This window comes from Deinococcus aestuarii (genome assembly GCF_018863415.1).
GTDB lineage: Bacteria > Deinococcota > Deinococci > Deinococcales > Deinococcaceae > Deinococcus > Deinococcus aestuarii.
Window position 1 is genome coordinate 79,245 of the sequence record NZ_JAHKSN010000014.1, and the last position, 23,980, is coordinate 103,224.

19 protein-coding genes are annotated in these 23,980 nt (G+C 71.3%); 6 read left to right on the forward strand and 13 right to left on the reverse strand.

Annotated features, from left to right (window positions below; translation table 11 throughout):
- Positions 1-34 precede the first annotated feature (34 nt).
- The 6 genes from IC605_RS16180 to IC605_RS16205 form a co-directional block, all read right to left on the reverse strand.
- Positions 35-2,896 carry an alpha-L-rhamnosidase gene (locus IC605_RS16180; RefSeq protein WP_216326472.1) on the reverse strand — a complete coding sequence of 954 codons (2,862 nt, stop codon included), beginning with the start codon at positions 2,894-2,896 and terminating at the stop codon, positions 35-37.
- Positions 2,893-4,593 (reverse strand): glycoside hydrolase family 3 protein, encoded by a 1,701-nt coding sequence (locus IC605_RS16185; RefSeq protein WP_216326476.1) that lies wholly within the window; start codon positions 4,591-4,593, stop codon positions 2,893-2,895. Before IC605_RS16185 ends, IC605_RS16180 begins: the two co-directional genes overlap by 4 nt.
- Positions 4,594-4,653: 60 nt before the next feature.
- Positions 4,654-7,497, reverse strand: a complete 2,844-nt coding sequence (locus IC605_RS16190) for a family 78 glycoside hydrolase catalytic domain (protein ID WP_216326479.1) — start codon at positions 7,495-7,497, stop codon at positions 4,654-4,656.
- Positions 7,494-8,318 (reverse strand): carbohydrate ABC transporter permease, encoded by an 825-nt coding sequence (locus tag IC605_RS16195; RefSeq protein WP_216326482.1) that lies wholly within the window; start codon positions 8,316-8,318, stop codon positions 7,494-7,496. The genes IC605_RS16190 and IC605_RS16195 overlap by 4 nt, the downstream gene beginning before the upstream one ends.
- Positions 8,319-8,451: 133 nt before the next feature.
- Positions 8,452-9,357, reverse strand: coding sequence for a carbohydrate ABC transporter permease (locus tag IC605_RS16200; RefSeq protein ID WP_216326485.1), 906 nt, complete (start codon positions 9,355-9,357; stop codon positions 8,452-8,454).
- A gap of 43 nt (positions 9,358-9,400) precedes the next feature.
- Positions 9,401-10,675 carry an ABC transporter substrate-binding protein gene (locus tag IC605_RS16205; RefSeq protein WP_216326487.1) on the reverse strand — a complete coding sequence of 425 codons (1,275 nt, stop codon included), beginning with the start codon at positions 10,673-10,675 and terminating at the stop codon, positions 9,401-9,403.
- A 160-nt stretch (positions 10,676-10,835) separates the two neighbouring features.
- Between IC605_RS16205 and IC605_RS16210 the strand changes: the two genes are divergently transcribed.
- On the forward strand, positions 10,836-11,606 hold the full coding sequence (locus IC605_RS16210; protein WP_216326490.1) for an IclR family transcriptional regulator: 771 nt from the start codon (positions 10,836-10,838) through the stop codon (positions 11,604-11,606).
- Positions 11,607-11,639: 33 nt separating this feature from the next.
- On the opposite strand, the gene IC605_RS16215 is transcribed toward IC605_RS16210, so the two are convergent.
- Entirely contained in the window at positions 11,640-12,080 is a 441-nt protein-coding gene (locus IC605_RS16215) for a thioesterase family protein (protein ID WP_216326492.1), read from the reverse strand.
- Positions 12,081-12,328: 248 nt separating this feature from the next.
- Here IC605_RS16215 and IC605_RS16220 point away from each other — a divergent pair, with 248 nt between their 5' ends.
- The 4 genes from IC605_RS16220 to IC605_RS16235 all read left to right on the forward strand — a co-directional run bounded on the left by IC605_RS16220 (position 12,329) and on the right by IC605_RS16235 (position 14,569).
- Complete coding sequence (locus tag IC605_RS16220) at positions 12,329-12,877, forward strand: DinB family protein (RefSeq protein WP_216326494.1); 549 nt, start codon at positions 12,329-12,331, stop codon at positions 12,875-12,877.
- 114 nt (positions 12,878-12,991) lie between these two features.
- Complete coding sequence (locus IC605_RS16225) at positions 12,992-13,162, forward strand: hypothetical protein (RefSeq protein ID WP_216326497.1); 171 nt, start codon at positions 12,992-12,994, stop codon at positions 13,160-13,162.
- Complete coding sequence (locus IC605_RS16230; RefSeq protein ID WP_216326500.1) at positions 13,153-14,184, forward strand: class I adenylate-forming enzyme family protein; 1,032 nt, start codon at positions 13,153-13,155, stop codon at positions 14,182-14,184. The genes IC605_RS16225 and IC605_RS16230 overlap by 10 nt, the downstream gene beginning before the upstream one ends.
- The gene (locus IC605_RS16235) at positions 14,147-14,569 is read left to right on the forward strand and encodes a hypothetical protein (protein WP_216326503.1); all 423 of its coding nucleotides are present in this window, start codon (positions 14,147-14,149) and stop codon (positions 14,567-14,569) included. Before IC605_RS16230 ends, IC605_RS16235 begins: the two co-directional genes overlap by 38 nt.
- A 27-nt stretch (positions 14,570-14,596) precedes the next feature.
- Here IC605_RS16235 and IC605_RS16240 read toward each other — a convergent pair whose 3' ends face one another.
- Together IC605_RS16240 and IC605_RS16245 are read right to left on the reverse strand one after the other, a co-directional pair.
- Positions 14,597-15,571 (reverse strand): ring-cleaving dioxygenase, encoded by a 975-nt coding sequence (locus tag IC605_RS16240; RefSeq protein WP_216326506.1) that lies wholly within the window; start codon positions 15,569-15,571, stop codon positions 14,597-14,599.
- Between the two features lie 19 nt (positions 15,572-15,590).
- A complete protein-coding gene (locus IC605_RS16245) occupies positions 15,591-16,607 on the reverse strand; it encodes an alpha/beta fold hydrolase (RefSeq protein WP_216326509.1) in 1,017 nt (338 codons plus the stop codon).
- Positions 16,608-16,745: 138 nt separating this feature from the next.
- On the opposite strand from IC605_RS16245, the gene IC605_RS16250 reads away from it, so the two are divergent.
- Positions 16,746-17,594, forward strand: coding sequence for a metallophosphoesterase (locus tag IC605_RS16250; protein ID WP_216326512.1), 849 nt, complete (start codon positions 16,746-16,748; stop codon positions 17,592-17,594).
- Between the two features lie 12 nt (positions 17,595-17,606).
- Here IC605_RS16250 and IC605_RS16255 read toward each other — a convergent pair whose 3' ends face one another.
- From IC605_RS16255 to IC605_RS16270, 4 genes are all read right to left on the reverse strand, one after another.
- Positions 17,607-20,036 carry a phospholipase D-like domain-containing protein gene (locus IC605_RS16255; protein WP_216326516.1) on the reverse strand — a complete coding sequence of 810 codons (2,430 nt, stop codon included), beginning with the start codon at positions 20,034-20,036 and terminating at the stop codon, positions 17,607-17,609.
- 253 nt (positions 20,037-20,289) lie between these two features.
- The gene (locus IC605_RS16260) at positions 20,290-21,438 is read right to left on the reverse strand and encodes an AI-2E family transporter (RefSeq protein ID WP_216326519.1); all 1,149 of its coding nucleotides are present in this window, start codon (positions 21,436-21,438) and stop codon (positions 20,290-20,292) included.
- A gap of 68 nt (positions 21,439-21,506) precedes the next feature.
- Positions 21,507-22,094 carry a DUF421 domain-containing protein gene (locus IC605_RS16265; protein ID WP_216326522.1) on the reverse strand — a complete coding sequence of 196 codons (588 nt, stop codon included), beginning with the start codon at positions 22,092-22,094 and terminating at the stop codon, positions 21,507-21,509.
- A gap of 16 nt (positions 22,095-22,110) precedes the next feature.
- A complete protein-coding gene (locus IC605_RS16270; protein WP_216326525.1) occupies positions 22,111-23,823 on the reverse strand; it encodes a SulP family inorganic anion transporter in 1,713 nt (570 codons plus the stop codon).
- Positions 23,824-23,980: the final 157 nt, after the last annotated feature.

Genomic DNA, 23,980 nt, shown 5'->3' on the forward strand with positions numbered 1-23,980 from the left:
AGACGAGGGGTGGGATGACGTCGCCGTTGTGGGCTCAGGCCGGAACCCGGCCCCGCGCCCCGTTCAGCCGCTCGAAGAGCGCCAGCACGTCCGGGACGAGGGCCTTGTTCTCGACCGAAAAGCCCAGGATGACGGCCAGCGGGAGCTTGCGCAGCCCGCTCCCCGGTTTCAGGGCCCCGGCCAGCGGCGGGTGCTTCTCCCGGGCCAGCGCCAGAACGGCGTTCAGGGCCTCCTCGTCGTCCCACAGATCGACGAGCGGCAGGCCGAGCGTGAGGGTGGGAAGGGTCCGCTGGACCGGGCGGTACGGGCGCTCCCAGCGGTGCTCGCCGGACAGGATTTCCAGCGGCGTGTCCTCCTCGCCCGGCAGGATCACGGTGGCCGACGTATTGGGCGGGACCACGACCTGCACCTCGATCTGCCCGTCCCGGATGACCCACGCCGCGCTCGCCTCCCCGTAGGGGGTGACGTGCCGCGCCGAGGCGAAGGTGAGGCCCCCTCCTGGAATGGGCTGAATCTTCAGGCGGCGGTAACCCGGTTCAGCAGGAGCGAGGCCCGCGACGGTGCGGTGCAGCCAGTCCGCCACCGCCCCGAGGGCGTAGTGGTTGAACGACGTCATCTCGCCGGGGTTGATCGAGCCGTCGGGCAGCATGGAATCCCAGCGTTCCCAGACCGTCGTCGCGCCCATCGTGACGGGGTAGAGCCAGGAAGGACACTCGCGCTGTATCAGCAGGCGGTAGGCCGCGTCCGCCCGGCCCGCCCCCGTCAGCGCGTCGCAGATCAGGGGCGTGCCGACGAAGCCCGTGAGGATGCGGTACCCGCCGTCCCGGACGAGTTTGGCGAGGCGTTCCCCGGCCTGAACACGCTGCGCCTCGCCCGACAGCAGGTCAAAGGAGAGGGCCAGGGTATAGGCCGTCACCGCGTCGCTCATCATCCGCCCGTCGGGCGTGACGTACCGCCGCGCGAAGGCCGCGCGCACCTCGGCGGCGAGGGAGGCGTAGTGCTTCGCTCGGTCCTCGTATCCGAGCACCGCCGCCGCCTGCGCCACGAACTGGGCTGACCGCGCAAAGTACGCCGTGGCGACGATCTCGGCATCCGTCTTGGCCGCGCCGGGCTGGTCGGGCGGCGCGGTGGGGTCCAGCCAGTCGCCGAACTGGAAGCCCTGGTCCCACACCCGGGCGGGGCCGCAATGACGGTCGAGAAAGTCCACCCAGGCGCACATGCTGCCGAACTGCCGCGTCAGCACGTCCTTGTCGCCGTACCGCTCGTACAGCACCCAGGGTACGATCACGGCGGCGTCCGTCCACGCGGCGGCAGGAGCCATCGACCGCTCGCCCTGAACGTTCGGCACGATGAAGGGGGGGACGCCCTCCTCGTTCTGCTCGGCGGCCACATCCCCCAGCCAGGAGGAGAGGAAGCCGTTGACGTCGTAGAGGAAGGAGGCGGTGGGCGCGAACACCTGAATATCCCCCGTCCACCCCAGCCGCTCGTCGCGCTGCGGGCAGTCGCTCGGGATGTCGAGGAAGTTCCCCCGCATTCCCCACACCACGTTCTGATGCAGCTTGTTGACGAGGGGATCGGAGCACTCGAACCAGCCGGTGCGCTCCAGGTCGGAATGGACGACGACCGCCTCCAGATCATCCAGGCCGGGTTCACCCGGCCAGCCCCCGACCTCGGCGTAGCGGAAGCCGTGGAAGGTGAATCTCGGCTCCCAGGTCTCCGGCGCTCCGCCTTTCAGGGTGTAGCGGTCGGTGGCCTGCGCGGTCCGGAGGGGACGGGTGCCGAGTTCGCCGTGCTCCAGAACCTCGGCGTGACGGAGGGTGACGGTCCGGCCCGCCTCGCCCCGCACGGTGAGGCGGACCCAGCCGACGAGGTTCTGCCCGAAGTCCACCAGGGTCTTGCCGGAAGGGGACTGGAAGATGGACACGGGCCGGACCGTCTCCATGCGCCGCACGGGCGGACCTTCGGGCGCGACGAGCGTGGTCAGGTCACGCTCGACGATTCGGACCGCCCGCCACCCCGCGTCGTCGAACCCGGCTTCCGCCCATCCCGGTTGTTCGAGCCGCGCGTCGTAGGACTCGCCGTCGTACAGCTCCGACGCCAGGATCGGCCCGGGGGACGCCCGCCAATCCCCGTCCGTGACCACGCGCTCGACCGTGCCGTCGACGTACCGGAGTTCCAGTTGCGCGAGCAGGGCGAGGTGCTCGCCGTAGACGTTGCGTCGCCCCCCCGAGAAGCCGAGCCGCCCGCGATACCAGCCGTTCCCCAGCATCACGCCGAGGGCGTTGCGGCCCTCTCGCAGCCGCCCCGTCAGGTCGAAGGTCTGGTAGCGGAGGCGGTGGTCGTAACTCGTCCAGCCGGGCGCGAGCACGTGATCGCCGACCCGCTCGCCGTTGAGTTGCGCCTCGTACACGCCGAGCGCGGTGACGTACAGGCGGGCGGAGGTGAGCCCGGAACGCACGTCGAATTCCCGGCGCAGGAGGGGGGCGGGCCCCTCGGAGAACTCGGGAGCCACGAAACGGGCCGTCCAGTCCTCCGGCTGCAACAGTCCGGCCTCCACGTCCAGCGTCGCACTCCAGCCCGTCGGCGCATCCTCTGCATTCCAGGCCCGCACCCGCACCTCCACCCGCTCGCGGGAGGCCAGGGGGGCGAAGGGCCAGGGGACGAGCACGAAGTCGGACGACGAGATGCGCCCGGTGGTGCGGGTGCCCGAGGCATCCCGGCACTCGATCTCGTACCCGGACTGCATCCAGCCCGCAGAGGCGGACGCGACCCGCCAGGAGAGAAGGGGGGTGGGCGAGGCCACACCCAGGGCATCGTCACGCCGTCCCGCCCGCAGGTGGGTGATGGCGGCGGTGCCGGGGCCGGTCTGTTCGGCGGATGAGGCGGCCCGGGTCATCTGCGGACTTCCTCTCTCCCCGCGAGGTCCCGAAGCCTCTGCACCGGTCGCAGCGCCGACGAGGCGTCCACCGGACTCACCCCCAGGAACGGCTGCTGCCCCGTCAGGGCGCGCACCACCGCCTCCTGCACCGGCAGCACCGGCGAGTAGGCGTTGACGAGCGTCGGGCAGCGCGGCGCCTCGTGCGCGTAGTACGGCGTGCCAAGCGAGATGATCGCCGTCGGCAGCACGTCCCAGAACCGTTCCATCGCCCGGAAGGGATTGCCGTGCAGCTCCACCCAGTCCAGCCGAAGGTCCGGGGTGACCATCAGCGCCTCCTCGGCCACCACGTACAGCAGGGCGTCGTAGAGGTCGGAGCTGACCTGCGCCTGCGGCGTGTAGAGCATGACCTCGAAGCCCGCCTGTTCCAACAGGTCGGGGATGCGCAGGTCGGCGAGGGGGAACCCCAGGCCGTTCCTGCGCTGGGGCTGGCGGATGACGAGCAGGCGGCGGTGCCTTGAGGGGTCGAGCGGCAGGAGCTGTTGAGTATCGCGGACCAGCGTCACGGCCTGCCGGGCGCACTCCTCCGCCCAGGCGAGATGCTCCGGGGCACGGAGGGTGTCGGCACCCGGCAGGGCGGTGCTCTGGTGTAACCCCAGCGACGCCTTGAGGGCCAGTACGCGCGTGACCGCCTCCTCCACCCGCGCCTCGCCCAGCCGCCCGTCCCGCACGCCCCGGCGCAGGGCCTCCAGGTCGCGCTCCACGTCGGTGGGAAAGAGCAGGATGTCGCAGCCCGCCGCGATGACCCGGGGCACGAGGTCCCTCCGCGGTCCCTGCGAGGTGAAGCCGCCCATCTCGGTCGCGTCCGAGATCACCACGCCGTTGAAGCCCAGTTCGTCCCGCAGCAGCGTGATTGTCAGCAGCGGGGAGAGGGTGGCGGGCAGGTCGGCCTCGTCGGGCCTTCCCCGCGCGTGGGCGTAGGCGGGCAGGGTGATGTGGCCGGGCATGACCGTCTTCACGCCCGCCGCGATCAGGCGGCGGTAGATCGCCCCGTAGCTCGCCTCCCAACCCGGCAGGTCGAGCGTGTTCTCGGTCGTGACGAGGTGCTGGTTGCGGTCGTCCACCCCGTCGCCCGGCCAGTGCTTGGCGCAGGCGGCCACCCCCTCGGCCTGGAAGGCCTGGATCGCCGCCTCGCAGAACGCCGTCACCCGCTCCCGGTCGCTGCCGAACGAGCGGGTGTTCACGATGGGATTGCGCGGGTTGAGGTCGAGGTCGGCGACCGGCGAGAACGTGCAGTTGAAGCCGACGGCGCGCCCCTCGCGGCCCATCACCTGCCCGAACCGCCGCGCGAACACCGGGGTGTCCGTCGCCGCCACCGCCATCTGGTTGGGGTAGGGGGTGCCCGCCGCCCCGCCGACCGAGGCGAGTTCCCCACCTTCGAGGTCCGTGCAGAGCAGCAACGGCACGCGGCTGCGCCCTTGCAGGTACTCCGCCGAGTCGCGCAGGGCCCCCGGGTCGAGGGTGGCGAACCGCGACACCCCGCCCACGCCCAGGGCCAGGAAGCGGTCGAGTTGGGCGCGGTCCAGCCTCAGGCTGATGGGGACGAGCAGTTGCGCGAGCTTCTCGTCGAGGCTCAGCGAGTCGCGGGTACGCGCCACCCAGGCCTGCGCCTCGTCGTCGAGGAAGAAGGGGGATGCGTTCAGATCGGGAAGCGTCATGGGATGACCTCGGAGAAGTGGAACACGGAGAGGGGGCATCAGCAGCGTCGTCCGCCCGGGCTACGACATCGGGTCCGCCGTCCGGGACGCCACCACCTGGCGCCTGTCGGGGAGTACGGCGGTGAAGGTAGAGGTGCCGCTGCCGACGGTCACCCGAACCTCGCCCTCCTGCGTCTCGACCGCGAGGACGCCCTCACCGTCGGTCAGCTCGCCGCCGTCCAGCCTCACCCGCTCGGCGGGGCCGGGCAGGTGGACGGTGGCGCGGGTGCCCGCGGGGACGGTCACGCATAGCGTCACCCGGTCGCCGTCCCGGGACCACTGGACCGCCGCCGGGCCGTACACGGTGTCGTGGGCCGTCCGCGCGGAGGTCAGCCCGCAGCCGAAGTCGGGCCGCACCGCGAAGTGCCGGTAGCCCGGCTCCAGCCGCTGAAGGCCGCCCAGCGTGCGGTACATCCAGTCGCCCACGCAGCCGAAGGCGTAATGGTTGTACGACCCGGCGTTCACCCCCCCGTCCGGCGTGATCGCCCGCCACGACTCCCAGATCGTCGTCGCGCCGCGCTCCACCTCGTAGAGCCAGGACGGGCATCCGGTCTGGAACAGCAGCCGGTACGCCACATCCGCGCGACCGTGGTTGGACAGAACGTCGAGGAGGAAGGGCACGGACGCGAAGCCGGTGTCGAGCCGGTCGCCGTTCGCCTCGATGAGCCCGACGAGCTGGCCGAGCACCTGCGGGCAGCGCTCCTCGGGAACCATATTCAGGTGCAGTGCCAGCACGTAGACGCCCTGGAAGTGCGCCCTCAGCCGCCCGTCCTCCGACAGGTACTCTTCTGCAAAGGCCCGGCGAACCCGGCAGTTGAGTTCGGCGTACCGCTCGGCGTCCTCTTCCTTCCCGAGGACCCCCGCGACCTGGGCCAGGAGCCCAGCCGAATAGGCGTAGAAACAGGTGGCGACGAGTTCCTTGGTGGCGAAGGCGCCCTCTCCCGGATTCGGGATGCTGGGAATGAGCCAGTCCCCGAAGTGAAAGCCGGTGTTCCACAGGTACCGCTGCCGTTCCCGCTCGGCGGGGCTGAGTCCTTCGGCGGTGACGCCCTCCGGCAGCCCGTTCGCCGCCTCCCGCTCGATGTACGCCAGCCACCGCTGCATGGTGGGGTAGTTCTCGGCCAGCACGCCCTCGTCCGCGTAATCCTGGTACAGCACCCAAGGCACGATGATGCAGGCGTCGCCCCAGCCCGCCGAGGAGCGCCCACCGAAGGGGTCCTGCATCCGGGGCGTGGTCGGGACGAAGTGCGGAATCTGGCCGTCGGGCAACTGCTCACGTTGCACGTTGCGGAGCCAGCGGGTCAGGAACGCCTGGGCCCCCATGTTGAACACGGCGGTGGGGGCGAAGGCCTGAATGTCGCCCGTCCAGCCCGTCCGCTCGCGCTGCGGGCAGTCGGTGGGGATGCTCAGGAAGTTCCCCCGCTGGCTCCACACGATGTTCGACTGGAGCTGGTTGAGGCGCGGGTCGCTCGTCTCGAACGTTCCGGCGGGCGGGAGGTCGGACGCGAGGACGACGGCGGTGAAGTCTTCTGGACACACCTCGCCCGGAGACCCCATGACCTTCACGTACCGGAAGCCGTGGAAGGTGAAGGTCGGCTCGTAGGTCTCCTCCTCCGCCCCCCGCAGCACGTACACGTCCGTCTGGTCCTTGTTGCGCCAGGTGATGTTCTGGAAGAAATTGCCGTGCTCGTCCAGAACCTCGCCGTGTTGCAGGAACACTTCCGTTCCGGCGGGTCCGCGAGCCGTCATCCGCACCCGGCCCGCGATCACCTGCCCGAAGTCCACCACGGTCTCCCCTGCCGGAGTGGTCAGGACTTGCACGGCGGGGAGCGTCATCACCGCGCGCACCGGCTCCCCATATTGCGGAACGAGGTTGCCGTACCCGTGGTCCGCGAGCGTGACGGGGGACCAGGCGGAGTCGTCGAACCCCGGCGCGCTCCACCCCGGCTGCTCCCGGCGCGCGTCGTAGCGTTCCCCGATGAACAGGTCGCTGTAGACGAAGGGGCCTTCCAGCGAGGACCGCATGTCCCCGTCCGAGGTGACGGTCAGCCGCGTGCCGTCCTCCAGCTCCAATTCCAGTTGGAACAGCACGGCGAGGCGGTCGCCGAAGTTGAGGCTGTCCCCCGTCGCGCTCGTTCGCCCCGCATACCAGCCGTCGGCCAGGGTGATCCCGAGGGCGTTCTCGCCGACCCGCACCTGCCCCGTCACGTCGTAGGGCTGGACCATCAGGTATTGCGGGTACGACGTGTTCTCCGGGGTCAGCTCGCGGTCGCCGACCCGCTCCCCGTTGAGGTGCAGGGTGTAGAGGCCGTGGGCGGTGGCGTACAGCCTGGCCCTCCCGACCGGACCGGGGACCTCGAAGGTCTTGCGCAGCCGTGGGCAGGGATGCAGCGTCTCGGGGAGTGCCCGCATCTCCTCCAGCGTGCGCGGCTTCATCCCCATCGCCGCGAAGAAGCCCACGGGCGGTTCCGGCGTGACGGGTTCCTGCCGGGGTTCGACCCACCGGGCCTGCCAGTCCTCCGCGTTCAGGAGGCCCATTTCCCAGAAACCGGGTTCGCTCCAGTCGCTCGTGTCTCCGTTCTCATCCCAGACCCGGACCTTCCAGACGTACCGCTGCCGGGATTCCAGCGGCGGGCCGTCATACCGGACGTGCGCCGACTGCGCCGAGGCGACGCGGCCCGTGTTCCAGAGAGCTTTTTCTGGTGTCAGGTCCGCCTCGTCCTCCGCGACGAACACCTCGTACGCGGTCTGCGTCACGCCCCGCCGGTCGGCCCGGAGCACCCAGCTCAGGCGCGGCCGACGTTCCCCCAACCCCAGGGGCCCGGCCAGGGACTCGCAGCGCAGCCCCGCGGGGGTCACGCTCATCCCTTGACCGCCCCGCCCAGCACGGCGGAGGTGAACAGGCGGCGGGCGAACACGAAGAGCAGCAGCACCGGCAGCGTCGTGAGGGCCAGGCCCAGCATCAGCGCCCCGTAGTCGATGGAGGCCGCCGCCGAAAAGGTGTTCATGAACAGGGGCAGCGTGTAGCTCTCCGGGGTGTTCAGCACGATCAGGGGCCAGAAGTACGAGTTCCACTGGAAGAGGAACACGAACACCGCCAGCGACGCCAGCGTGGGCCGCACGGCGGGCAGCGCGATGTGCCAGAACACCTCCCACTCGTTCGCGCCGTCGATCCGCCCCGCCTCGGCGAGTTCCTGCGGGAAGCTCAGGAAGCCCTGCCGCATGTAGAAGAGCGCGAACGGCGAGGCGACCGCCGGGAGAATGACCGCCCAGTACGTTCCCAGCAGGTTCAGCCCGACGAGCACCTTGTACACCGGGATGATCGTCGCCTGCGCGGGCACGAACAGCGTCAGCAGGATCAGCACGAACATCAGGTTGCCGAAGCGGGACCTGTACGCGGCCATCGCATATCCACCCAGCGCGCTGAGCAGCAATGTCAGGAGGGTCGTCACGACCGACAGCACGACGGAATTGAGGGCCGCGCGCAGGAAGCCGTTCTCGACCAGGGTGCGGAAGTTGGCCCCCAGCCTCGGCCCCAGGTCGAAGCGGGGCGGGATGGACAGCACCTCGCTCGCGCCGCGGGTCGCCCCCGCGAACATCCAGTAGAAGGGGAAGAAGGCGGCCAGCGCCCCCAGCAGGACCAGGATGAACAAAATCCACTGTCCAGGGCCGAAGCGGCGGGTCATGACAACCTCCGGTGGGTCGAAGACGAACCCGAGCAGACTCGCAGAGCTGCGAAGGAGAGAACGCCGGACGGCGGCGATGGAGAGACATCCCGGCGCTCCATCAGGGGTGTCCTGGAATCAGAGCCGTCCGGCATCAGGCGTTCCTCCGGCCCGCCAGGTACTGAACGGCGGCGATGAGCGCGGCGAGCAGCACGATCACCCAGGCGACGGCGCTGCCGTAGCTGTAGTCGAAGTTCTGGAAGGCGACCCGGTACAGGTACACGCCCAGCGTCAGCGTGCCGTTGGCAGGGCCGCCGCCCGTCAGGACGAACACCTCGTCGAAGAGATTGATCGTGGCGAGCGAGGACATGATGACCGTGAACAGCAGCACGGGCCGGATGGACGGCAGCGTGATGCGCGTAAAGGTCTGCCAGGGGTTCGCCCCGTCGAGTTCGGCCGCCTCGTACAGCTCCCTCGGCACGTTCTGGAGCGCGGTGAGGTAGATCAGCACGTTGAAGCCCAGCGACCGCCAGATCACGAGGAGGCTGATGGCGACCTTCGCCCACCACGGGTTGGAACTCCAGGGCACGCCTTTCAACCCCATGCCCGTCAAGGCGTAGTTGATGACCCCCAGGTCCTCGTTCAGCAGCGTGCGGAAGAGGATGCCCGCGGTCGCCAGCCCCATCACGGTGGGCAGGAAGTACACGTTCTGGAAGAGGCCGCGCAGCGGGAAGCGCGGGCTGTTGAGCAAAAAGGCGACGCCCAGCGCGAGAAACAGCATCAGCGGCACCTGCACCACGAAGAAGATGGCGGTGTTCAGCGCCGCGGTGCGGAACACCTCGTCCCCGAGGAGCCGCCGGTACTGCGCCGCGCCCGCGTACTGGTCCACCCCGTCGAGGTTGCGCTGGAAGGACAGCAGCAGCGACCCCGCGATGGGGTACAGCGTGAAGACGAGCAGCGGCACGGCCACCGGGAGCAAGAAGAGCACCGGGGCGAGGTTCGTTCGTCTCCGGCGGCGCAAGGGGACGGGAGGGGTAGTGGACGTGGCGGTGCGGGTCATAGCGGGCTCCTGGGGCGGGGGCACGCCCCCAAGCGCGGGGAGGCTACCTGGCGACGCTGCGGCCCGTCTGGTTGGCGAGGTCGCGCTCGGCCTTGCTCAGGGCGGCGGGGATGGCCGTGCCGTTGAGGATGGAGCCGGTCGCCGCGATGACGGCCTGGCGCGCCGCCTCGGCGTCACTGGTGTAGCGCTGGTAGGGCACGTTCTTCACGCCCAGGATGAAGGGCGACGCCCAGTTGGGGGAGGCGAAGTACGGGTTGCGGAGGTTAACCTTGTCGCTGCCGGGCAGGTAGGCATTGATCTTGCCGACCTTCTCGCCGCGCAGTTGGGCGCCGCTCGTCGCGTACCACTCGGCGAAGGCCTGGGCGGCGGCCTGGTTCTTGCTCCCCTTCGTGACGACGATGTAGGTCGTGCCCCGGTCCACGCTCTGGGGCTTCCCGAAGCCGGGCAGGGGCGCGGTGGCCCACAGGCCCTTTTGCCCGGGCGCGATCAGGGGCAGCACGTCGGCCCAGAAATCCGGGAGGGCGAAGGTCGCCAGCCGGTTGGCGTTCAACGCGCCGATCATCGTGTCCACGCTCGTCGCGTTGAGGATGAGGCCGCCGTCCCACATCCGCTTGAGGGTGGTGAAGGCCTTTTGCGCCCCGGGCGTGTTGATGGCGATGTCGCCGTTCGCGTCGAAGTAGTAGCCCCCGGTCGCCTGCTGGAACAGCACGTTGGACAGCTCGTCGTCCCCGAAGGCGTTCCAGTGGATCAGCTTCACGCCGGGGTTGGCGGCCTGCACCTTCGCCCCGGCGGCGATGAAGTCGTCCCAGGTCCGGATGGACGAGACGTTGACGCCCGCTTTCTTGAACATGTCGGTGCGGTACCACAGCGCGTTGGCGCCGTTGACGACCGGCAGGCCGTAGACCTTCCCGTTGACGGTGCCCTCCCGCACGTACGCGGCGGGAAAGCCGCCCTGGTACTTCTTCGCCCAGGGGGTGAGGTCGGTCAGGTAGTTCGGGAAGCGCCGCGCCAGGAATTCCAGGTCCCGCGCGTCCACGTTCATCACGTCCGCCGGGGTCTGGTTGGCCGAGGCGAGGGTGGTGATCTTGGTGCGCAGGTCGCCCAGCGGCACGGCGAGCACCGTGAGCTTGACGTTAGGGTACACCTTCTGGAAAGAGGGCACGAGCGGCCTGGCGAGGTCGGGCGCGTTCGTCAGCCACGTGAGGGTGCCGGAGACCGCCGGGTTGCCCTTCGCGGGGTCGGTGCGGGGCGTGCCCTGGGCGGCGGCGGGTCCGGCGAGCAGGGCGGTCAGGGTAAGGCAGGGCACGAGACGCTTCATGGGTCCTCCTGGCACGGGGGCGCCGCAGAGAAACGGCGGCTTCTCCGGCGCAGGTGCTGTGGGTTGACGTGTTCTGTGTCTCCACTGTGCGCCACCCCCGAGGAGCGATCAATCCCTTTGTTTCATATACTGAAACGGCGGTCAGGGCACGGGGGTCCACATGCTGGGAACGCTGGAGAAGGCGGGTCAGGTTCTCGACCTGTACTCGGACGAGCGGCCGGAGTGGGGCGTCACGCAGGTGGCCGCCGCGCTGGGAATTCCCAAGCCCAGCGCGCACCACCTGCTCGTCTCGCTCGCCGGGATCGGTCTGCTGCGCCGGATGCGGGGCGGACGCTACCGGCTGGGCTTCAAGGCCCTCGCCCTCGCCCGGCTGCTGCTGCGGACCACGCCCTGGCGGGAGGCGGCCGAGCGGGAGATGCCCGCGCTCGTCGCGGAATTCGGCGAGACGGTGACCCTGGCCGCCCTGGACGGCCCGCGGCTGGTCTGTGTGGCGCGGCTGGCGGGCACCCTGCCGGACAGTCTCCGCCTCTCGGACTCGGAGGTCGGCGGCGCCGTCGTCCAGCCCCACTGCACGTCGAACGGCAAGGTGCTGATGGCCTTCAGCTCGGGCGAACGTGCACAACGGGTCCTTCAGGATCAGGAGCTGACCCGCTTCACCGAGAACACCATCGTGACGCCCGACGAACTGGCGTCCGAACTGGAGCGTGTGCGGTCGCAGGGCTTTGCCTACGATGTCGGCGAGTTCCGGGAGGGCGTCTGCTCGGTCGGCGCGCCCATCCGCAACCATCTGGGCGAGGTGGTGGCCTCCCTGAGCCTGGGGGCCTCTGTCGGCCGCTTCTACGGGCGCAAGGCGATCTACCGGACGGCGGTGATCCGCGTCACCGAACGCATCTCCATCCGCATCGGCTACAACCCGACGCCGCTGGGATGAGGGTGGGGTCAGCTCGTCCTCCTCCTGGCAGGCTCACCTGTTCTCCCCGCCCTGCCGGTGCGCGGCCCAGCGTTCGCGCAGCGTCTCGAAGTTCTGCTCCAGCCTCTGCGCGCGGGTCACGTACTGCCCGGTGCGCCCGGTGGCGATGGAGTCACCCAGCTCGCTCGTCGCCGTCAGGGTGCAGTCGAGGCGGCGGCCCTCCACCTTCTCCACGGTGGCGACGATCCGCACCCGCATCCCCGGGAGGGCGGAGGCGCGGTGCTCGACGCTCACGAAGGTCCCGACGCCCTCCTCCCCCTCCTCGCGAAAGGGCAGCAGGAGGTTGCGGCCCGCCTCCTCGAAGTGCCGGGCGATCCAGTAGGTCGCGTACACGGGATGACCGGGGCCATGCCCGAGTTCCTGAAAGTGAACCGTCATCTCGTCGGTGACGGTGATGGTCAGTTCGGCGCTGTGTCCGTCCGGGATAGGAAGCATCCTCCATACTCCATCACACGGCGGAGGCCGAGCGCCACGCGGCGGGCGGCGGGGCGGTCGTGCGACTCCATCGACGTGAAGGGCGGGGAGGGCGCGTTCCACCCCGTCACCCGGACGATGGGCGCGTGCAGGGACGGGAGGACGGCCCGGCGCAGGCGCTGATGCTGCCAGGGTCCGCGTGCAGCCGGAACGCACCTTCGGGGCGGTGCGGGGACCCAGCCCGTGGCTCCCCGCCCTAGACTGCGCGCATGACCCAATCCAGCCTTCAGGATGAACTCGTCGCCCTGCGCGCCGCCCTTCCCACGCCCGGGGCGGTGGCCGCCGAGCTGGACCGCGAACTGACGGCCTTTGCGGACATGATGCGCGCCGCCGAGCCCCGCTGGCACACCCCCATGCCCGGGCGCACCTGGACGCCCGCCCAGGAGGCCGAGCACACCGTCCTCGTCAACGAGGGCACCGCCCGCGTGGTGCGGCTGCTCGGGTCGGACCGGCCCCTGCGCGAGACGCCCCGGCAGGAGGGCCGCACGGAGAACGGGCGCCGCCTCGCTCCCCAGGGAACCGAGCCCGGACCGGGAGAAGACCTCGCCCCCCTGCTCGCCCGCAACGAGGCCACCCGGCCCCTGCTCGCCGGGGTGCGCGCCGCGCCGGACCCAGAGCGGACGTTTCCCCATCCCTTCCTGGGGATGCTGGACGCGCTCGACTGGCTGCGGATGGCCGCCGCGCAGACCCGCCACCACCGCGCGACGATGCGAGCGGGCCTGGACCGGCTCGGCGCCCGGGACCGCGCGGCAGAGTGAGCGCTGGGGCGAGGACGGCTTTCGGGGCAGGGACCAGAGGACAGGTGATGCCCCAAGGGGTGCGGCCGGGTCATGCGGCGGGCCGAGAGCCCCTTACCGTCTATCCTGCCCGGCGTGAGGCAGCTCGGCCCGCTCCTGAGGCTGTCCCTGCGGGGGCTGCTCGTCCGGCGCACGCGCTCGCTGCTCACGGCGCTGAGTGTGGGGGTCGCCACGGCGGGCCTGACGGTCTTCCTCTCCCTCGGCGCGGGGTTGCGGCAGGCGGTGGGGGCAGCCTCGTGCTCCTGAGTTCGGGCAGCACCGGACCCCCCAAGGCCGTGCGGCGCGAGGTGAGCCCCGCTCCGCTGTTGCCCACCCTCACCGCCCTGCTGAACGGACCGGAGTTGCGCGCCCGCGCCCCGACCCTGCTGACGATCCCGCTCTTCCACGGCCACGGGCTGATGACGCTGGGGCTTTGCCTGGCGATGGGGGCGCCGCTGCACCTCTTCGCGCGGGGCACCCCGGAGCTGTACTGGCAAGCCCTGACGGAGAGGGACATCGAGGTGCTCGTCCTCGTGCCCACCGTGCTCTACCGCCTGCTGGAGACCCCTTCCCCGGGCCGGGCGGGGCGGCTGCGGACCATCGTGTGCGGGTCGGCCCCGCTGGGTGCCGGCCTCGCCACGCGGGCCCTCTCGCGCTTCGGGCCGTTGCTCTCCAATCTCTACGGCGGGAGCGAGTTCGGGCTGGTGTCCCTGGCGACGCCCGGGCACCTCCTCGCCGCGCCGGACAGCGTGGGGAGCGTCCTGCCCGGCGTGCGGGTCTCGGTCCGCCGCGCGGACGGCACGCCCGCCCCGTTCGGCGAGGTGGTCGTGCGGGGCAGCATGGCGACGGGCAGGCCGGGCTCCGGACAGGGAACGGGCGACCTGGGCCGCCTGACCCCCTCGGGGCGGCTGACGCTCGCCGGGCGGCTCGACGACCTGCTGATCATCGGGGGCGAGAACGTCTCGCCGGAGGCGGTCGAGGCCCGCATCGCGGAGCTGGGCTATGTGCGGGAGTGCGCCGTGGTCGGCGTCCCGAGCGAGGAGTACGGGCAGGCCCTCGCCGTCCTGATCGTCTTGCACGGCGGGCAGGGCGGCGTGACGCGGGAACGGGTCGAACTCGACCTCCGGTCCCGCCTGCCCCGGATGTTGCGGCCCGCGAGGGTCACCTTCGTGGAAGAATTGCCCAGGAATGCCCTGGGAAAACTGGTCCGCAGACGGCTCACGGTGGACGGCGACGTGGAGGAGGGTGGGCGTGCCGCTGGCGCTGGCCCTGCTGCCGGGGACGGCTGACGCCCAGCGCCCGTACGTGCGCGAGGTCCACGACATGACAGGCCTGAGCGTCACGGTCAAGCAGGTGCGGTGTCAGGCGGACGGCCAGCCGCAGACGTGGGCGGACGTCTCGCGGGTGCGGCAGGGGGGGCTCTACCGGATCGGGCGCGTGGCATACAACGACGGCGCCAGGGCGGTCCTCGACCACGGCCAGGCCTTCCCCGTCACCCGCCGCGCCTACGAGCGGTACGTGCTGGGCGGGGAGGCCTTCAACGAGTGGGGCAGAACGCCCTGCTGGGCCTGTGGCGGACGCTGGGGATGCGCTTTCGCCTGGGCGGCGCCGAGTACCGCTGCCGGGTGGACTGAGCCCCGGGGCGCGTCCGGCCACTGGGGACGGGCCGCCTGACGGGGGCAGGACCTTCCCCCGCCAGGGTCAGGCCCTTTCCAGGACGAGGGGGCGGAGCCGGGCCTCGATCTCCGCGCGGCGCGGTTCGAGGAGGGGCGGCAGGGCGAGGCGCTCCCCCAGCGTTTCCAGATGTTCGTCGGTGGTGAAGCCGGGGCCGTCGGTGGCGAGTTCAATCACCAGACCATTCGGATCGCGGACGTAGACCGACTGGAAGTAGTGGCGGTCCACCGGCCCGCTGTTCGGATACCCCGCCTCCTCCAGGTGGGCGAGCCAGCCGCGCAACTCCGCCTCGTCCCGCACCCGCAGGGCGACGTGGTGGACGCCCCCCGCGCCGGGGCGGTGCCGGGGCAGGTCGTCCCGCCCGGTGACGTGCAAGTCGGCGTGCGGCCCGCCCTCCCCCATCCGGAAGACGTGGGTGGTGAACTCTCCCGTGGGGTACGTCCGCACCTCCCGCAGATTCAGGCCGCGCTCGAACAAGGCGCGGGTGGGCGCGAGGTCCGCCACCGTGAAGCCGCTGTAGCCCAGGCCCTGGGGCTGGAAGGCGGCGGGCACGTCCGTGAGCGGGTTGACCACGCCGCGCGGGCCCTCGCCCCCGTCGTCGATCAGGGAGAGCAGGGTGCCGTCGGGGTCCTCGAAGTCGAGGTGCAGGCGCCCGTCGCGGGGTACGGGGCCGCCGTGCGGGACGCCCCCGCGGGTCAGGCGATCCGCCCAGAAGGTCAGGGCCTCCGGGCCCGTCACGCGCAGGGTGGTGCGGGTGACGCTGTTCACGCCGCGGTGTTCACGCGCCGCGCGGGGGAAGTCGAAGAAGGTCACCTCCGTACCCGGGCTGCCCGCCCCGTCCGCGTAGAAGAGGTGGTACATGCGCGGGTCGTCCTGGTTGACGGTCCTCTTGACCAGGCGCAGGCCCAGCACGCGGGTGTAGAAGGCGTGGCCCCGCTCGGCCCGCGCCGTGAGAGCGCTGACGTGGTGAAGGCCGCTGAAGGGTGGAGGGGGCGCGGTCATGGGGCAAGGCTCCCGGGGGTCAGTTCGCTCCGGCCCGCCTGAGGAAAGCGTCGTAGGCGGAGATGAAGGGGCCGGGCTGCTCGAAGTACGCGAGGGCGCCCGTCTCGAAGCGGTCGAACGTCCAGTTGGGCCGCCTCTCCACGTTGCTCAGGTCGCCGAAGTCGGTGAAGCGGTCGCGCGTCCCGTAGGCCAGCCACACCGGCACCGTGAGCGCCTCGTACACCCGGTCGATGTCCGCGCTGAAGAGAAGGCCGCCGATAAAGGAGAAGGGCGCGTGGCGGGCGCCGGGCACGTGGGAGGTGGGGTAGTCGTAGCGCAGCAGCCCCTCGTCGACCGCCGCGGACGAGCCGAAGGTCAACCGCAGGAAGTAGCGCAGGCTGGGCGCGCTCGCCAGGGCGTCGTAGAAGGGCTGCGCCCAGAGGGGATTCTCGAAGGCGCGCTTGACGCCGGGGCGCCCCCGGGTGCTGCCGAACCCGCCGTAGAACTGCTCGTTCTTGCCGAAGCCGGTGGGCGTCACCAGCGTGACCGAGCGGAAGCGCTCCCGGCGCTCGGTCGCGGCGCGGGCCAGGAACTCGCCGCCCAGCGAGAGGGCCAGGGCGTCCACACGCTCCTCCCCGCTCTCCAGGGCGATCTCGTCGAGCACGTCGTGGAGGGCGTCGGTCATCAAACGGGGGGTATAGTCGCGGTCGCTGCGCCGGGAGAAGCCGAAGCCGGGGAGGTCGAGGGCGTACACCCGGCGGGAGGCGCGGTAGTGCTCGAACAGGGGCCGGACCTCGTAGGCGCTCGCGGCGGCGTTCACGCTGTGGACGAGCAGTAGGGGGGCACCGGACCCGGCCACGTACACGTTGACGGGTCCCGCGCGGCCGTCGAGGGTGCGCCGCTCGGCGTCCAGGGCGGGCGGCGGCGTCAGGTCGTGGGGAATGCGCAGGCGGCTGTAGAGGGTCCAGCCCAGCCACGCGACCAGGGGCAGGGCGGCCAGCCCGAGGGTCCGGCCCAGGGCCGCGGCGCGTCCGCGCTCCGTCTGGTGTGAGGTCATGGCCCAGCCTAAGCGAGGAAGTTGCCGGAAGGACATGTGGGGCGCGAAAGCGGCTTGGGGAGAAGTTCACACCCATGCCGGGGCCGATCTTCGGGAGCGCCGAACAATTCCCCCCGGCGGGAACGCTAGCCTGGGGGGATGAAGCTGACCCGCAGGGCCTTTCTGACCGGGACGCTCGGTCTCGCGGCGGTGGGGACGGCGGGGGCCCAGGGCGCCGACCGGGCGCGGCTCCGGCACCAGTCGGCGGCGCTGCCCGGCCTCACCCGCCCGCTGCGGGTGGCCCAGCTCACCGACTTGCACTACGGCCTCTACATCACGGCGGCCTCGGTGCGGGCGTGGGTGGACCTGACCTTGCAGGCCCGCCCGGACCTGATCGTGGTGACGGGCGACCTCCTCGACGCGGACGTGGCGAAAGACGCCGGGCCGCTCCTCGCGGAGTTGAGCCGACTGCGCGCGCCGCTGGGCGTCTGGGGCGTGTGGGGCAACCACGACTACGGCTCTTTCGGCCGGTACGCCCGGCTGGGCCACAGCCCGCGGCGCGAGAACTGGCGCGAGCGCCGCGAGGGCTTCGCGGGCGCCCTGGCCGACGGCGGCCTGCGGGTGCTGAACAACGAGGGCGTGCAGGTGCGGGGCGACCTCTACCTGGCGGGCGTGGACGACCTCATGCAGGGCGAGCCGGACCTGGGCGCGGCGCTCGCCGGGGCCGGGACGGGCGCCACGCTGCTGCTGAGCCACAACCCCGACCTGCTGCCCGAGGTGCCCCGGTCGGTGGGCCTGACCCTGTGCGGCCACACCCACGGCGGGCAGGTGCGCTTGCCGCTGATCGGTGCCGTCACGACCGCCTCGCGCTACGGCCAGCGGTTCGCGCAGGGGTGGGTGGAGGGACCGGCGCGCGGCTTCGTGTCGCGCGGGCTGGGCATGACCGCCGTGCCGCTGCGGCTGAACTGCCCGGCGGAGGTGGTCGTCTTCGACCTGCGGCCCGCGTAGGCTGCGGCCCCCTCACCTCTTTCCCGCGCTCGCCTCCACCAGGAAGGGCGGCAGGGTCACGCCTTCCGCCCGCGCCCAGAAGCCGCCGTACATCCGGCGGAACTCGCGGGTCACGGCGGGGTCACCCGTGGCGAGGCTGTACTCGGCGAGCCCCAGCGGGCCCTGGGTCCACGAGGAGTAGTGCAGGTTCATGGAGCCGACGACGAGCATCCGGCCGTCGATCAGCGTGGCCTTGGCGTGCAGCCGGGTGGGGAACCAGCGGGCCTGGAAGCGGGAGGCGGGGATGCCGCGCCGCCCCATCTCACGCCGCAGGTAGGCCAGCGCGATGCGGTTCTCGATGCCGCTCAGCTCCTCGGGCGAGGTCATCAGGCGGACGGTCACGCCGCGCTCCAGCGCTTCCAGCAGGGCCGTCATCCAGGGCAGGCGGTCGCGCTCGGTGCAGAGGGTGGGGTTGAGCAGGGCGACGATGCACCCCACGTTCATGCTGAAGTTGACATGCAGCAGGTCCACGTGTTCCCGCGCGGCGTCCAGCAGGGCGGCGACCGCCTCATCGGCCTCCGGGAAGCCCTCGCGGCGGTAGAGGCTGAAGACCCGCGCCCCCCCGTCCGGCACGGCCCGGCGCACGGCGGGGCGCCCCTCGCGCTGGCCGGGAGCACCCAACCGGCACCCGGCGCGCGGCGAGTCGGGGTCCGGCGCCCCGGGACACTCCACCCGCTTGCTGCGCGTCCAGAGGTCTTCGAAGACGTTCACGCCCGATTGCGCCACCGGGCCGCGCACCACGAGCGCGAGGTCGAAGAGACCCACCCCCTTCCCCGACGGGTGATCCACGGGATAGTGCCCGTAGCCGTAGTTGAAGCCCGCCGCCATGAGCGTCTCGCCGTCGATCACGAGCAGCTTGACGTGGCTGTGGGGAAAGGTCCCGGCGTAGTTGCCGAGCTGCACCCGCCAACCCGAGCGGGGGTCCGAGAGCGGCACGCCCGCCGCGAGCAGGTCACGCAGGGCGCCCCAGACCTCCGCTCCCCACTCGAAGGTGGAGACGACCGGGTAGTTCCCGAGGCTCAACCTCACGCTCAGGCCGTCCGGGTAGCGCCCGGGCTCGGCCTTCACCCGCGCGTACAGGCGGGCCAGCGCGTGGGCCAGGGTCTCGCCCGGGTCCTGCGGGCCCTCGTCCCACTCCATCGTGGTGAAGAGGACCTCGCGGCGGGCGGTCAGGACCAGCGAGGCCACGTCGTCGAAGCCGCTGGCGCGGGGGGACGTCTCCCCGACTTCCCCGGGCAGGCCGGGACCGGGCATCCGCAGCAGGGGGAAGACCGTGTGGCGGCACGAGAGGTCCGGTTCCCCCTCCCGCGTCGTGACGCGCCAGACGGCCCGTTCCAGCGGGTCGCGGGGCTCGGGGCAGGCGGGCGGGTCCAGAGGGCGGGCGGCGCGCGGCGGGCCGGGGTCCACCGGGCGGGTCGTCACGAAGTCGCCCAGGGTTCGGGTCAATCCCGCCCCCGCGCCGAGGAGGAGCAGGGCCAGGGTCGCCACCACGTTCACCTGCACCCGGCTGGCGGCCTGCACGGGCACCGCCCGCCCCCCGGGACGCCGATTCCGGGCCACCAGCCCGCCCAGCGCCGCGCGCACGCCCATCCCCCAGCTCAGGTGCACGGTCGCCACGAGGAGCGCCACCGTCAGCAGAAAGCCCCAGCCACCCCGGCTCACGTCGCTCAGGCCCAGGCGGGAGAAGACCAGCCCGCAGATCGCCCCGCCCAGCCCCGCGCCGAGCAGCCCCGCCACGGCGGGCCGCCAGACCTGCCCGGCGCGCACGGTGAGCAGGCCCAGCAGGCCGCCCGAGAGCAGCCCGTACAGCCCCGAGACCGCCGCGAGCAGCACGCCGAGGTGGAGCTCCGGGCCGAACGCCCCCTCGCGGTACACCGCCGTCCCCACCAGGAGCAGCAGCGCCGGGATCAGGAGCAGGCCGCCCGAGACCCCCAGCGTGACGCCCACCCGGTACGGCCCGGCGCGGGGCGGCACGCCGACGGCCGCGAGCGGCAGCGCGGGGGCACTCAGCGCCCCGATCAGCGCGAAGCCCGCCGTGACGCTCACGCTCGCCGCCAATGTCCCCACGTAGGCGCGCAAGAAGACCTGGGCCTGCGGCAACGCCTCCATCACCGGCCCGATCAGGAGCCGGGCGACCAGGGCCGTGAACGTCACCCCGACGAGCGCGGCGAAGAGCAGCACCCGGCGGGGGTGACGGACCCGCCCCCCCGGCCCGGCGGCCCGCCACACCAGCCGGACGGTCAGCACCACCCCGGCCAGCGCCGCGAGCGAGGCGAGCAGCAGCGTCCGGCGCGGGAGCCTCGCCCGGTCCCTGGCCGCCAGCCACACGAGCAGCGCCGTAAAGGCCGTTCCCCCCAGCGCCGCGAGCGTCGCCAGCCACAGCCGCCGGTGGGGGCGTCCCATATGGGGCCGATCATGCCACAGCCTTCTCCTGCCGGAGCCTCCCGGCGGTGGGCCCGGGGGCCGGTCGGCCTCTCACCCAGACGCCCGGGGGAGGAGGAACCGAAGACGCAACCCCGGCAGGACCCGGACGACTCCGGCCGGGTCAGGGTGGCCGACCTGGGGGGCGCGGCCCGTCGGGCTGTCCCCACTTCCCCGCTGTGGGTGGGGGACTTTCGGCGCCGTGGGTGCGCGCGTGCCCCCCGCCGCGCCGACCTCATTTCTCCTGTTTCTCTCTTCCCTCCGGCCCTCTTCTCTCCCCCTGTCCCCCGGGGGTCGGGTCCGCCAGCTCGCCGTGGATCAGGTCCTCGGTCTTCTGTTCCGACACGTCGGGTTGGCGGTCGAGGTAGAAGGTCTCGTAGACCGCCTTGATGATGATCAGGAAGGGCACGGTCAGAAAGGCGCCCACCAGCCCGAAGACGCTGCCGAAGAGCAGCACCCCCACGGTGATGGAGAAGGGATGCATGTTGGCGGCGCTGCCCATCAGGAAGGGCACGATCAGGTTCCCCTCGACCTGTTGCAGCACGACGGCGTAGATCGCCACGTAGAAGGCCAGTTGCGGATCGCCCAGCAGGGTAAAGAGGATGGGCGGAATGGCGGCGAGGACCGGGCCGATATTGGGAATGAGTTCCCCGAGCGCGCTGATGACCCCGAAGACCAGCCAGTTCTCGACGCCCAGCAGATACAGGCCGGCGGCCATGCCCACGCCGATGATCAGCATGACGAGCACCTGGGCCCGGCCCCAGGCTCCCATCTGACTCAGCACGGTCGCCAGCGCCTCCCGGGCCTGGGGGCGGTACCGCTGCGGGAGGGCGCCCAGCACGCCGTTGATCAGCGGCACCGGGCTGCTCAGCGCGAACAGCAGCGTGATAAAGGTGACCACCGCCAGGAACAGGAACGACGCCAGGGATCCCGTGACCGAGAGCAGCAGGGGAAACAGGTTGGACAGCCACCCCGCCGCCCGCCGGGCCAGAGAGGCCAGGTCGATCTGCTGCACCAGGGCGGCAAGCTGGGGCGTGCGGTCCAGCCACTCTTGCAGGTAAGCCTCCAGTTGTGCGGCGTCGCTGGGCAGGCCCTGGAGCAGGTTGGCGAACTGCGCGACGATGGGCGGCACCGCCAGCCACACCAGCCCCACCACCGCCCCCAGCACCAGCAGCACGGTGAGCACGGCGGCCACCCCGCGCGGCACCCACCGCTCGAAAAAGACCACCAACGGGTTCAGGGCCGTAGCCAGCAGCACGGCCAGCGTCACCGCCAGCAGCGACGAACTGACCCGCGAGGAGAAGTTCAGCAGCAGCAGCACGCCGATGATGACCAGGGCGGTGGGCAGCAGGTTGACGATTCGGACGGGAGGCGGTCTTTGCATGGGTCAGGGCCTTTCGGGGCAAGGGTGGGATGGGGAGGACGGGGAGAGGCAGGGAGAACTTCTCTCCCCTACTCCAGCCTGATCCGCACCGTCTGCACCCCGTCCTCCACCTTGACCTCCAGCACGCGCGGCTCACTCTCTTTGGGAATCGCGCTGACGCTCCCATTGCGCTCCAGGTAGGCGAGCTTGATCCCGGAAGGGTCCGTCTCCTGGGCTTGCAGCCGCAGCGCCTGTTCGAGGTCACCTTCGGAGATGCCGCTTTTCCGCAACCCATCCTGATGAAGTTCCCCGTTCCGGATCAGCAACACCGGGTTGCCCTTCAGAAGGGGACCCAGCCAGTCAAGGTGGTAGGACAGCCTGTTCAGCGACCAGTGGAGCCCGACCAACACCAGCCCGGCCCCCAGGGTGGGAAAGAGCGGCGCCGAGGAATTGATCGCGCGGCTCATCACCGAGCCGAGCATGATGCCGATGATCACGTCGAAGGCCGACGCCTGGGCCAGAAAGCGTTTGTTGCCGATGCGCACCAGAAACAGCGAGAAGGCGTAGATCAGGAGCGTCCGCAGGGCCATCGCGAAGCCCCCCACGTCTCCCACGTCGCGGTTGTATTCGAGAAACCTCTCGATCTGCACGGCCCATTGCTGAAGCTCTTGAAACATGCGGTCTCCTCGTCCCCTAGGCCCGTTTCATGCGCGGCGTGTCGGCCCGCGTGCTGCCCAGCCAGCCCCTCGCGGAGGTCACGGCCTGGTCCGTCGAGGCGCCGATCACGTCCCCGGCGGGCACCACGTGAACGGAACGGTCGAGGTCGAGCTTGCCCGCCTCCCGCAGTTGCTCGCCCACGTCCCCGTCCACGCCGCTGAGGTACAGCCGCCCGCCCACCTCCGCGAGGTCGTCGGCGTAGTCGTCCAGCACCTCGATCAGCGTTGCGCCGACCCGGGTCCGTCCCCGCAGCCGCAGCACCACGGCCGGGCGGGTGGACCCCTGGGGGCTGGGCAGGGCTTCCCGCAGCGTCCGCGCCCCCGCGAAGAAGAGGCTGCCGTACACGTCGAGCACCGTCACCTGTTCGCTGGGCAAGGTCTTCGGCGGGACAACCTCGGCCACGCGCCCGTCGGGAAGGGTGACACGCTCGCGCACGATCACGTCGCTCGCCGAGGAGGACAGGAACAGGATCACCGTCAGCCCCACGCCCACCGCGACCGCGACGGGCACCGACAGCACCAGCGTCGCCGCGAAGGTTGCCAGGATCGACCAGCGGGCCGCGCCGCCCGTCTTCCAGATGGAGCGCACCTCGCGCGTGTTGATCGCGCTGGCTCCTGCCTGGATCATCAGCGCCGCGAGGACCGCCATCGGCACCCGGCCGACGAGACTCGGGAAAAGCAGCACGATGGCGAGCATCCAGACGCCGCCGAAGATGCCCGCCCAGCGGGTGCGTGCCCCCACGCTCACGTTCAGCGCCGTCTGGCCGACCGAGCCGCCCGCCGGGATGCCCGACAGGAGCCCGCTCGCCGCGTTCGCCACGCCCTGCGCGATCATGTCCCGCGAGGGGTTGACCGGGCGCCCGTCGGGGTTCTCCACGCTCTGACTGACTCCCGCGCCCTGCACGGCGATCACCACCGCGAGCGAGAAGGCCGCGAGCAGCAGCGCGGGCGAGAGCAGGCTGAGGTCGGGCAGCGTCAGCGTGGGCAGGCCGCGCGGGATGGGGCTCACGTCCGCCACCTGCTCCACCGCCCCCCAGCCCAGCAAGGCGACCAGCAGCGTCGGCACCACCAGCGCGACCAGGGAGGCCAGCGTGGCGAGCCGGGTCCGCGCCAGCCCGAAGACGAGGGCGAGGGCCACCACGCCGGTCACGATGGTAGGCACGTTGAACTGCGAGGGATTCCGCAGCAGGTCCACGAACTGCACGATCTCGTTCGCGCCCCGGGGGCTGTACCCCACCAGCGGTGCGAGCTGATCGAGGACGAGCACCGCCGCCACCCCAGTCAGGAAACCCGTCATCACCGCGTGCGAGACGAAACGCACCAGCCGCCCCAGCCGCAGAATGCCGAAGATCGCCAGGAAGATGCCGACGAGCAGGACGAGCAGGAACAGGGCGCCGTCCCGCTGCGCCGCCGGATAGCCCGCGATGGCCTGCCCCGCCGCCAGGGCCGAGGCGGTGGTGGTGGAAATCTGCATCAGTTGGGCGCTGACCAGGGCACTCCCGGCCACCGGCGCGGCGATGCTGGTGTACAGGCCATAGACCGGATTCACCCCCGCCAGCGCCGCCGAGGCCAGCCCGTCGGGGACGCTCACGACAGCGTTGATCAATCCGGCGATGGTGTCCTGCCGCAGTTTGCTCCAGCGCGACTCGCCGGGGGCGGCCCTGGCGGTGGCGGGCATCTGGTCACTCACGGGTCTCCCTCACGGATCGCCCTTAGTGAACGACGACAGGAACACGAGGGTCTATTTCTTTTGCTCCCTCTTGAACGCCTGACGCGCATTGCAGGTTGGGCGGTCGAGGTGCGTACAGCCGTTCTCCTCGTCTGACACGGGGGCGAGCTTCGCCCGC